This is a genomic window from Lachnoclostridium phytofermentans ISDg (assembly GCF_000018685.1).
GTDB lineage: Bacteria > Bacillota > Clostridia > Lachnospirales > Lachnospiraceae > Lachnoclostridium > Lachnoclostridium phytofermentans.
The window spans coordinates 559,906-571,588 of sequence record NC_010001.1 but is presented as its reverse complement, the minus strand read 5'-3'; the positions used below and the strand labels follow the sequence as shown (position 1 = coordinate 571,588).

Annotated in this window: 11 protein-coding genes; all 11 read right to left on the bottom strand. The window is 36.4% G+C overall.

Annotated features, from left to right (window positions below):
• Positions 1–34: 34 nt before the first annotated feature.
• Positions 35–391 carry a 50S ribosomal protein L20 gene (gene rplT, locus CPHY_RS02485; protein WP_012198480.1) on the bottom strand — a complete coding sequence of 119 codons (357 nt, stop codon included), beginning with the start codon at positions 389–391 and terminating at the stop codon, positions 35–37.
• Between the two features lie 27 nt (positions 392–418).
• On the bottom strand, positions 419–616 hold the full coding sequence (rpmI, locus tag CPHY_RS02480) for a 50S ribosomal protein L35 (RefSeq protein ID WP_012198479.1): 198 nt from the start codon (positions 614–616) through the stop codon (positions 419–421).
• A 90-nt stretch (positions 617–706) separates the two neighbouring features.
• The gene (gene infC, locus CPHY_RS02475; protein ID WP_012198478.1) at positions 707–1,201 is read right to left on the bottom strand and encodes a translation initiation factor IF-3; all 495 of its coding nucleotides are present in this window, start codon (positions 1,199–1,201) and stop codon (positions 707–709) included.
• A 374-nt stretch (positions 1,202–1,575) separates the two neighbouring features.
• The gene (locus CPHY_RS02470) at positions 1,576–2,412 is read right to left on the bottom strand and encodes an MBL fold metallo-hydrolase (RefSeq protein ID WP_012198477.1); all 837 of its coding nucleotides are present in this window, start codon (positions 2,410–2,412) and stop codon (positions 1,576–1,578) included.
• A 390-nt stretch (positions 2,413–2,802) separates the two neighbouring features.
• Positions 2,803–4,305 (bottom strand): CAP domain-containing protein, encoded by a 1,503-nt coding sequence (locus CPHY_RS22280; protein ID WP_012198476.1) that lies wholly within the window; start codon positions 4,303–4,305, stop codon positions 2,803–2,805.
• Positions 4,306–4,536: 231 nt separating this feature from the next.
• Positions 4,537–5,118 (bottom strand): GNAT family N-acetyltransferase, encoded by a 582-nt coding sequence (locus CPHY_RS02460; RefSeq protein WP_012198475.1) that lies wholly within the window; start codon positions 5,116–5,118, stop codon positions 4,537–4,539.
• Positions 5,119–5,372: 254 nt separating this feature from the next.
• The gene (locus CPHY_RS02455; RefSeq protein WP_012198474.1) at positions 5,373–7,139 is read right to left on the bottom strand and encodes an ABC transporter ATP-binding protein; all 1,767 of its coding nucleotides are present in this window, start codon (positions 7,137–7,139) and stop codon (positions 5,373–5,375) included.
• Positions 7,140–7,150: 11 nt separating this feature from the next.
• Positions 7,151–9,007, bottom strand: a complete 1,857-nt coding sequence (locus tag CPHY_RS02450) for an ABC transporter ATP-binding protein (protein WP_012198473.1) — start codon at positions 9,005–9,007, stop codon at positions 7,151–7,153.
• Between the two features lie 428 nt (positions 9,008–9,435).
• Complete coding sequence (locus CPHY_RS02445) at positions 9,436–10,089, bottom strand: hypothetical protein (protein WP_012198472.1); 654 nt, start codon at positions 10,087–10,089, stop codon at positions 9,436–9,438.
• A gap of 38 nt (positions 10,090–10,127) precedes the next feature.
• Positions 10,128–10,973, bottom strand: coding sequence for a metal ABC transporter permease (locus tag CPHY_RS02440; protein WP_012198471.1), 846 nt, complete (start codon positions 10,971–10,973; stop codon positions 10,128–10,130).
• The gene (locus CPHY_RS02435; protein ID WP_012198470.1) at positions 10,970–11,683 is read right to left on the bottom strand and encodes a metal ABC transporter ATP-binding protein; all 714 of its coding nucleotides are present in this window, start codon (positions 11,681–11,683) and stop codon (positions 10,970–10,972) included. The genes CPHY_RS02440 and CPHY_RS02435 overlap by 4 nt, the downstream gene beginning before the upstream one ends.

The following is an 11,683-nucleotide window of genomic DNA, read 5'->3' as shown; positions in this document are numbered from 1 at the left end:
AAATGCTCCTACCTATAAAATCACCGAAGTGTTATTAAGCTAATTTAGATTTTGCAACTTCAACTAAAGCCTTGAAGCCTTCTGCATCATTTACAGCAAGTTCAGCTAACATTTTTCTATTAACAGAAACTTCAGCTAACTTTAAGCCGTACATGAATTTGCTGTAAGAAAGACCATTCATTCTTGCAGCTGCATTGATTCTAGCGATCCATAACTGTCTGAACTGTCTCTTTCTCTCTTTACGTCCTGCGAAAGCGGAAGTTAAAGCTCTCATAACGGACTGCTTTGCTACTCTATACTGCTTACTTCTGGCACCTCTGTAACCTTTTGCAAGCTTTAATACTTTATTATGCTTCTTCTTAGCGTTTAAGCCGCCTTTAATTCTTGCCATCGTCTATTCCCTCCTTGTTACCTAATCTTAGAGATATGGTAAAATCTTCTTCATGTTCTTTTCGTTACTTGGATCCATCATTGTTGCTTTTCTAAGATTTCTCTTTGTTTTTTGGGACTTCTTAGTCAAGATATGCTGTTTTCCAGCTTTCATTCTCTTTAATTTACCTGTACCGGTTACCTTAAAACGCTTAGCTGCAGCTTTGCTTGTCTTTAATTTAGGCATGATATTTCCTCCTTAAAATTAGGTTGCACATAATGCACTAACCTTTGATTTTATAATGACAATAGGGTTACACTATGTGTTCCTACTGTTCTATCGTTTTTCAGTCAAAAACATAAATATGCTTCTGCCTTCCATTTTCGCTGGTTTCTCGACAACTGCAACATCTTGAAGCTTCTCGAAGAAACTGTCGAGAATTTGCTTACTGGAGTTAATGTGGGCCATCTCTCTTCCACGGAAGCGTAGAGATACCTTAACTTTATCCCCCTTGGTGATGAACTTTCTTGCTTGATTGGCTTTTGTGTTCAAATCATTGTCATCGATATTCGGCGTTAAACGGATTTCTTTCACGTCAGTCACTTTTTGCTTCTTCTTGGCTTCTTTTTCTTTTCTAGCAAGCTCATAGCGGTATTTACCGTAATCAACAATCTTGCATACTGGTGGCTTTGCTGTCGGAGCAATCTTTACTAAGTCAAGATTTGCGTCCTGCGCCATCTTCAATGCGTCTTTTGCTGACATAACACCAAGTTGCTCTCCGTCTTCTCCAACCAGACGAACTTCTCTGTCTCTGATTTGCTCATTAATCATTAATTCGCTAATAGTTCTGCACCTCCATAGGATTATAACAATTGTTACGGTTTATTTTTTTCCTTAACATACAAAAAAAGTGAATAGCACGCTATCCACTTTCAAATCTCATAAACGACACAATCTATCTTAGAACCTAGTTCTATCATTGTGTACTTAAGAAAATTGTAACCCGTTCGCCTATTGCTTGGGGTGAGAGTGGATACTCTACTTGCTATGCTCGATACTTTCTTTTCTGTATCAAAGCTTTTATATTATATAACAAAAAATCGTTACTGTCAATGACATTTTTTAGTTTTTTGTCGTTTTACTGCTGCCTTTTTCATAACAGGAATCCAAATTTCATAAAATAACTTTCCATTACTCTAAGACTATTAAAATTCCAAACAGTCACCAGTCTGAAAATAATGCAAACGGTCCCCTAACTCTTCTTTTAATAATGCAAATGCCTTATTACCAGTACAATGACAGGTATAGATATTTTTTACGCCTGAATCTAAAAGATCTTTCCCAAGCTTCCTAACTTCACCCTCACTAAGACGCATCGTGCTAGTACCAAGTAGCCCCATTAGATGAAATCCTCCTATTACAGCTAGTATCTCTCGATTAGGATAAGACTCTTTTACTTCTTTAATAATATTTTCTATTCCACCATGACTACAGCTATTTAGTATCACAAGCCCTTTCTCAGCTTCAAAAACAAGACTCTGCTCATGTGAAAAATCATCTAACTGAAAATGACCATCTACCTTGCGGAACATATTCATTGCCTTTCCGCGCTTTTCCATGTCATTTGTTTTATGAGCTATTAAAGATACGCCCTTATCTATTCTGTAATCCCCTGTTACATAAGTAAAGCGTTTCGGATATTTTATTAAGATATCATCTGGAATACCAATGTACTTTTTAATACACAATTTTTTGATATAATATTGTTCCCTTGATTCTTTCCTTAGATAAACCTTGGCTTTCTGATTGTACTTAAAAAAAGCCTCATACCCACCAGAATGGTCCCTATGCGCATGAGATAATATTCCTGCATCTACCTCTTCTAGATTAATATTTAAAGCTTCTGCATTCTTTATAAACAGGTCAGACGCTCCGGTATCTAATAAGTAGTTCTTTCCTTCATATGCAATATGCACACACAACCCGTGCTCATTTAATAAGCCTCCTTTCGAAATATTTTCAATCAATGCTGTAATTTTCATACGGCACCTCCTCTTTCCCTATCCCAGCTCTTCTTTTAATAACTCCTTCTCAAATTCTTTTCCTATTCCACCACTAGCTCCAGTTACAATAGCGATTTGTTTCTTCATACTCTCCTCCGACAACATAATTTTTATATATTTTACCATTTACAATGCAACCTGTTAAGTTAAAGTTAAATTAGAACACAATGTTATATGGGAGCTCGTCTGCTTTGGTCAATTACAACACAAAACTATTCAATAAGAAAAAGCACTTAGTAGGCCTTACCTTCCCATGATAAAAGTTGGGGTGCCACATCATTCGCGTGACACCCCAAAAAGATTTGCTATTATTAGAACTTGAATAGCTCATTATTTAATTTATCGATCGCTAAACTAACTCAATACTTATTAATTAGAATAAAAGTTCTGTGTTGCATAATTTCCGTAGGAACCGCCTAATGCATATCCTACTCCAAGATACGTAAAACCTTTATTTAACATATTTGATCTATGTCCACTAGAGTTCATCCAACCATTGGAGGAAAACAGCGCATTACCATATCCGCCGATAATATTCTCTCCATTGCTTCGATAACTAATACCTTGTGCTTTCATTCGATCCCCAGGTGAGGAGCCATCAAGTCCAGTGTGATTAAAGTAATTGTTCTTTGCCATATCTTCACTGTGTAATCTTGCTGAAGTCCCCGCAGCATCTGACCAACTTAAGGCACTTAAGCCATTGCGAGCTCGGAAAGAGTTCGTTAAGTCGAGGATTTCTTTTTCCCAAGCTTTTAGTACAGTTTTACTTGTACTTCCTTTGGACACACTGTTATCAAATACTGAAATACCATCAATGGTACCATCTCCAATGCTATCCATAAAGAAGGTTATTTTATTTCCACTATCTGAAATAGAAATTGTATCGCTTAGTGACGAACTTTTTCCAAAGACAGAATTAATGGAAGAAACCTTGGAGGATGTGCTAAGTCCTTGATAGGAAAAATCTGTTGAATCAGTATACCATCCAACTACTTTGCTATCTGCAATCGCAATCATCATAAACTTTTTATAATTATCATTATAAACCATAAAATCATAATTATATTCCGTATCATCTGTTCGGTTTGGTGAACCAAAAGCACTTACTACATCACTTTTACTATCTCCAATGGATATCGTCTTCCCACGAACCGAAATACTGTCTGCACCACTCACATTCGATGGTGGGGTTACCGTAGGAGTCTTCGTTGGAGCTGGCACCTTCGTTGGTGACGGTGTAGCCACGGGTACTTTCGTCGGTGCTACTGTAACCGTTGGTACCTTAGTAGGTTGTGGTGTTTTGGTTGGGGTTGGAATTCTAGTTGGTGTAATAATAGGAGTTCTAGTTGGTACCGGTGTATGGATTGGCACTATGTCTGGTGCCTTGGTCGGTGTACTTGTCACCTCAGGGGTCTTAGGTACGCCGGTAGGTACTGTAGAAGCCTCGTTATCGTCCTTGTTAGAGGAATCATTACCTATGGAAGGTGATTGATCTCCTGTATTTCCCGTAGAGGAATCTTTGTTTTGGGGGTTATCTGTTCGTGAATTAGTAGAGTTGTCTGTTTGTGAATTATCGTATGTTGTAACTTTATCGGATAAATTTCCTTCGCTACCATCTTGTTGATTTTGTATTGATGGTACGTCCTGATTTTCACCCGGAAGATTTTGAGTTAGTTTATCGTTATCAGATTCGTTTATGTTCTGATTCTCTGGTGAATTAGTTACTTGTTGATTCGTTTCATCCAAATTGTTTATTATCTCTGCATCTTTTGATTGTAGGGCATCCGAAATTTCCTTGCTAGTCTCTTTCGTATTGCCGCATGCAGTCAAGAACAATGCTAACACAGAAATAAGAAGCAGTTTTTTACTCATGCTAACCTCCATGCGTTATTAAGCGCCTGCTGATTTTTGCAAACATCTTATAACGTTTCTGTTCTCATCTTCATAGATTGTCTTTATTCTATCCCAATTTGTCGACAATAAGGATACGCTAAGTATATCGGAAGAATTCTACAATTACAAGGTATTCCAGTGTTTTCCTAAGTTTATTCCCACGTTTCGCCAAGGCTTTTGGTAAGAAAAGCTACTTTTATAATACCCTCTTTACTCTTCAACTATCTTACAAAAAATTTCTCTACGGTGTGTTTCTTCTCCAAATACGAGATCATAAATATGATTTAATGATTCGCTTAATATTTTTTCACTTGGTGTTCCTTGAATTTCTAAATATAACAAAATCATATCCACTCCAAAGAGCTTCACATTAATTTTGGTTTTTGTCAGACCATTTCGCAGATAAAAAGCAATCCTACGTTCACAAATCTGTTTCTCTTTTTCATTCTTTGCATCAGCACCACTCTCAACTTCAAATAGAATTCCTTGGTATTCTTTTAATTCCTTTTGTAGTAATTTCAAGAATTTGCTTCCATACTGTTTGGAACGATGATTTTTACAGACAGCAAGATAATCAAGCAATAAATAATCAATCGTTTCAGGTTTTGCAAAAAAAGCATAAGCTACAAATTCCTCATTATCATACAAACCATAACAACAATAGATTCCTTGTTTTTTTAAGCTTAGTAGTAATGATAAGGGCTTTAATTCTTCGGGCGGAAAATCCTTTATTAAATGCTCCTCATAAACTTTACTAATTTCTTCCTCGTTTAAAATTCTATGTTGTAACATAACATCACTCCTTTGTTATCTCTTTCTATTTAGATAAAGAGGTAATAAAATTTTACCTCTTTATATGTTTTCTACTTATAGTTATACTATTATCACTTTTAGATCCTTTTTCTATACCTTCAGGCATTGAAAACCTTTTCTAAGGATACGATTCCGTTTTTGAGATGAATATAAAAAAGAGACTTCCCTAGTAAACCTCTAAAGAAGTCTCTTTCTTCTTCAAACAAGCAAAGCCTTTTCAACTTTTACTTGCTTTAATGCTCTCCTGCTAATTGTAACTCATATAATTTCTTATAAATACCATTATTCTCTAATAACTCTTGATGAGTTCCCATTTCTCTTAGCTCTCCCTTATGCATTACGATAATTTTATTCGCATGCTGTATGGTTGATAAGCGATGGGCGACCATAATAGTTGTTCTTCCTTGCATTAATTTTTCTAATGCTTCTTGGATTAATTGTTCTGTTTCCGTATCAATATTTGCGGTTGCTTCGTCCATAACTAAGATCGAAGGATTATAGGCTAGCGTTCTTGCAAAGGATAGCAACTGACGCTGACCTGCGGAAAATGTTGCTCCTCGTTCCGTAACTGCTTCATAATAAGTGTTATTTAAGTTCTCAATAAAGTGATCTGCGTTTACATACTTTGCAGCTTTAATCGCCTCCTCTTCCGTTATCGTGTCGCTCTTCAAACGAATATTACTCATAACATCGCCAGTAAAGATAAACACATCCTGCTGTACTTGTCCAATCGCCTTACGCAAATCTTCTGTTTTTAACTCCTTGATATCTATGCCATCTACAAGAATACGTCCTTGTTGAATGTCATAATATCTTCCGATTAAGTTTAAAATAGAAGATTTTCCTGCACCCGTTGCACCAACAAAGGCTACACTTTGCCCAGGTTCAATTACAAAGCTAACATCTTTGAGAATCCAGTTCTCCCCTTCGTACGCAAACCAAACATGCTCAAACTCGATGCGCCCTTTGATTTCTTCCACCAAAGTCGGATTCTCAGGATTCTTTACAATTATCGGTTCATCCAATATAGTAAATATCTTCTCCGCGGAAGCCATGGCAGACTGCAGTGTACCAAACTGTTCTGCAAGTTCCTGTATTGGCTCAAAAAATAAAGAGATGTACTGAATAAACGTAATCAAGGTCCCAACAGTAACTGTACCCTTTAATACACTATCACCGCCAACAGCCACAATAATTACTAAGGCAATAATAGATAAGATATACATCAATGGACGAAAGATTGCAAATACCATCATTTCACGGTAATTCGCACGATATAATCCTTTGCTCTTTTGCCCAAACTCTGCATTTTTTTCTTTTTCTCTTGCAAATATCTGTATTAACTTCATACCAGATAAATGTTCAGATAAATAGGTATTGATTGCCGTTATCTTCGTTCTAGTAATACGATAAGTTAATCTAGATGTTCTTTTAAAAATCCAGGTTAAACCAATGATAAGTGGTAATAAGCTAAATCCAAACAATGCAATCCGTACATTCATAAAAAGCATAACGATGGCTAAACCGATGATTTTTACTATATTCTTTAAGAGTTTGACTAGAATATTCGCATACATTTCATGCAGTGCTTCTACGTCATTGGTCACTCTGGTAACAATCTTACCTACTGGCGTGATATCAAAAAAACGTAATGAAAGTTTGTGAATGTGCTCAAATAGCTCCTGACGTATATTATAGATGATGTTTTGTCCGGTAAGCTGTAAGATCCATGTTTGTAAAATGTTAAATACAAAACTCAATACTAAGGCAGCACCGTATATAACAGCTATGAACTTAATTTCATCCAAGGTTCCATCCACCTTAAACAAATCAACTACTCGGCCAATCAAGGCAGGACGTAATAATTCAAGCCCTGTTAATGCCAACACCAGAATAAATGCCAGAATCATCATAGGAAAATATGGAGTTGCATACTTCATTAAGCGGAGGAACACACTTCCATGAATTGATTTTTCGTATTCTATTTCTTTTCGACTCATGTTCTTTCCCCTTATTCTCTCTCTAATTGTTTTTCTAACTGCTGTTTTTCATAGAGTTTAGCATAGATACCCTGTTCTGCTAACAGATTCTCGTGATTGCCATATTCGGCAACCCTTCCTTCCTCAAGCACTAAAATGTTATCTGCATTCTGAATGGTTGAGATACGATGTGCGATAATAATGGTTGTCTTATCCTTACGATTTTCTTTCAGATTACGAAGAATTTGCTCTTCTGTATTCGTATCAACCGCAGAAAGTGCATCATCTAAGATTAAAATAGGCGCATCCTTCATTAAAGCCCTTGCGATGGAGCTTCGTTGTTTTTGCCCACCGGATACAGTTACTCCTCGTTCACCCACCATTGTTGAATACTGTTTTGGGAAGTCCATGATATTATCATGAATACATGCTGTTTTAGCGGCCTCTTGTACCATATCTAAATCCTGATAGATGCCATCTGCCTTACTCTCTGTCTTCATGAAATCACTTTCTAAGTGCGCTTCCATTCGTTCCTTTTTTGAAGGGAATAACTTCATCTTCTCTTCCTCTTCTTCTATGTCACGTAGTTTTCGTACACCAAACGCAATATTGGTTTGAATCGTATCGGAAAATAAGAAATTATCTTGTGGTACATAAGCAATCTGCTCTCTTAAAACATGAAGCGGAATCTTACGAATGCTATTTCTATCAAAAGTTATCATTCCATCTTCTACGTCGTATAAACGAAGTAATAGGTTCGCTATTGTAGTCTTTCCGCTACCAGTACGACCAAGTATTGCAAGCGTATTACCTTTTGGAATCTTTACTGAGATATCTTGTAGAACAGGGGTATTCCCTTCCTTATAGGAAAATGTGAGATGATTTAAAGCTATCTCACCAAGAAGTTTCGTAACTTTATTATCACACTCAGGCCCATCTACAATCTCAGGTTGCTCCATAAAAATGGTACGTACTCGTTTTATTGATGCAAACCCCTGAGAAAGCAAGTTAATACTCTCCCCAGCTGCTATCATTGGCCATACTAGCATTCCTATATAAGAAATAAATGCAACAAATTTACCAGCAGTAATCACACCATCAAGAACAAGTTTACCACCAAAAAGAAGTGTAATAACACTCGAAAGACCAATCAATAAATCAAGTAGTGGTAACACGGTTGCTTGAAGTTTAACAACCTGGAGATTTGCTTTTTTATTTTTTAAATTTGTCTTAGAAAAAGATACAATTTCCTTTTCTTCTTGGACAAATGCTTTTACTACTCTTACTCCAGAAATACTCTCCTGTACCTCATCTGTCATATTTGAAAAAGCCTCTTGCTTCTTCGTGAATCTTTTTTCCACCTTACTGCCAAAATAAATACCACCAATCATAATGAAGGTCATTGGAATACAGGCAAGCAACGTTAAACGAAGGTCAACGTAAAACACCATCTTAACTACTACCATTATCGTCATTATAATCGCATCAAATGTTGTAACTACTGCTGGACCAAGCGCCATACGAATGGCAGAAAGATCACTGGTAAAGTGAGCCATAAAGTCCCCAGTCTTATTTTCGTTAAAATAACGAGTAGAAAGTGTGGTAAGGTGTTCAAACATATCATTTCTTAGAGCATACTCTATTTTTCTGGCTCCACCAAAGATAAAAATACGCCATAAAAAACGCCCGAGGGCCATTAAGCCTCCGACCGCCAGAATCAAACCTATCATATATAAAACACCTTGAAAATCCATCGTTTTGTCCTTTAGGCCATCGGTGATTTTACCAGTATACTCTGGTATTAGCAGCCCCAACAGGTCTACTGCAAATAAGGTTATAATTCCTAGGAGATAACTCCACTTATATCTCTTGATGTACTTTCCTATCATATCTCTCCTCATTTCTGTGCTACATTTGTCTTGCTTACAAAACAATGCGTTCCTTCACTATATCTCCGTAACAAAGTGTATTTCCATCATACACCAGACTTTACTTAGATTCAAACCTTTTTTAAAATTACTTTACCGATTGGTATGATTGTACTAACTCAGTAGCAAAGATATTACAGAAAATGCACTCTGAAAGAATGTACTATCGAAGCTCAAACTATCTTATGCATCTCCCGGAGACAAGCTTCACAATCATTCTACATCAAAACTATAGCAATACTTTTATGAAATATAATCTAAAAAAGTAAGGAAGATGATTAAATACATCATCATTCCTTACTTTTCTACCATATTAGTCTTTAACAAAAATACTTATCTTTCTTTATCTCATAAGATTAAATAAGCCACCAATGAATTCATCTCGCTTATCAATAATCTAATGAATCTGTGGCTAAGAAATAATAAGTCTGACCTAATTCCTCGTACGAATCAAACCTACCCACTAACTCAATTTCTGTTTCATCCTCCGGATATTCATCCGGATACTTATGGGAATTCTCCTCCCAGATAAACTCCAGACCGCTGGAGCAGCAGGCAGTTGCATCACTAATAATTACAAAATGATAATACTTCCCCGTATCTTCCCAATAAGAAGTATAATATGGACCACGAATCTTAATTGTTTTCCCGATATAAGCCTCTGGGTTTGTCATCATATTATATACTTCCGAATATATCATAATACTGCTCATCTGAGTCAAGTCTACATCAACGCTAAGGTCTTTCTTGTCAGTATCAAATTCAAGATCAGAGGTGACATCAGAATTTTCTTCTGGGAAGCTCTCATTATTAAGATACTCTTCCGCTAAATCAATCATACTACCATAATTCCCCTCAGGGACTTGTGCTCCTTCCTCAGCTTGTTGGCTCTCTTCTTTCTCTTTACTATCTGAATTATTCTGAGGTCCTTTATCCCTAGTATTCTCATCTAATACATCAAAAACTTTCGAGTTGCCGTTTCCGCATCCGCTAAAAGTCAGGCACATCAAAGCTACCAAAGTTATAATTAACGATCTTTTCATCCAAGCTCCTTTCTGCGCGCTTAAGCACATATACACCATTATCCTTTAATAATTTTAAAAGATCGTGTCATAATCTCTATACACACAAAAACTATAATATTGGCTGCTACAATTGTTGATCCTACTGGTGTTCCTAAGAGAATCGAAGTAAGTATCCCAAGAGTTGCACATAATACTGCAATGATTGCAGAACTTAGGATAACAGTACGAAAACTTTTAAATACCTTCATCGAAGAAGTTGCCGGAAAAATAATTAATGCTGATATCAACAATGCACCAACAAGATTCATCGCAAGAACAATAACGATGGCGGTTATAATTGCTAACATTAGGTTGTAAACACCAGTTTTTACTCCGGTCGCCTTAGAAAAACTTTCATCAAATGTAATTACAAAGATTTTATTATAAAATATAGTAAATACCAATAAAACAACGACTGACAGTACCATCGATAAAACAACATCTGTCTTTGATAATGTTAGAATAGAAGTCGAACCAAACAAGGTACTGCAAACATCTCCTGACAAATTTGTTGATGTAGAGAATATATTCAAGAAAAGATATCCTATTGCAAGCGCTCCCACCGACAACATAGCTATCGATGCATCACCCTTAATTCTTTTGTTTTCTCCGTTTCGTATTAATAAGACTGCGCAAATCACTGTGATTGGCAAAGTAATGTAAACATTCGTTGTGATATGAAATATTGCAGCAATTGCAGTCGCTCCAAATGCTACATGGGACAGCCCATCTCCAATCATAGAATATCTCTTTAATACCAGCGGAACCCCCAGTAAAGAAGTACAAAGTGATATTAATACCCCAACCAAAAGCGCATATCTCACAAAGGGGAATTCAAAATAGTACACTAGTTTTTCCATCATAATAATGTCCCTGCCTTTCCAGTATAAATCCTTCCGATCTCTGATTCTAAATACTCCCCTTTACTTCCATAAAATAAAGGAGTATTTCCGATATGAAGAATATGAGTTGCATACTTTACAGCAGCACTAATATCATGAGATACCATTAATACTGTAACATGATTTTCTTTGTTTAGTTTCTCAATCAAATCATACATATCCTTTGTGGCATTGGGATCAAGCCCTGTTACAGGTTCGTCCAAGAGCAGTAACTTTTTGCTGGCACATAATGCACGGGCTAATAATACTCTTTGCTTTTGTCCTCCCGATAGCTCTCTGTAACATTTGTTTTCCAAGTTCTCAATATTTAACAACTCCATATTTCGACGAGCCTTACTTTTTTCATATTTATTGTAAAATGGTCTTAATCCACAACCATTAAGACCCCCTGATAACACAACCTCTTTTACTAATGCCGGAAAGTCCTTCTGTATCTCTGTTTGCTGTGGAAGATATCCTATTTCATTTGCTCTTATTCCATCACCATAGGTTATTGTTCCGGAGGATACCGTCTTAAGACCTAGGATTGTCTTAATCAGAGTTGATTTCCCAGATCCATTTTCCCCTACAATACAAAGATACTCTCCTTCCCTTACATGAAAGTTAAGATTTGATACAACAACTTTCTCATCATAAGCTAGAACTGTATCACTACACGAAATTAATGCCAT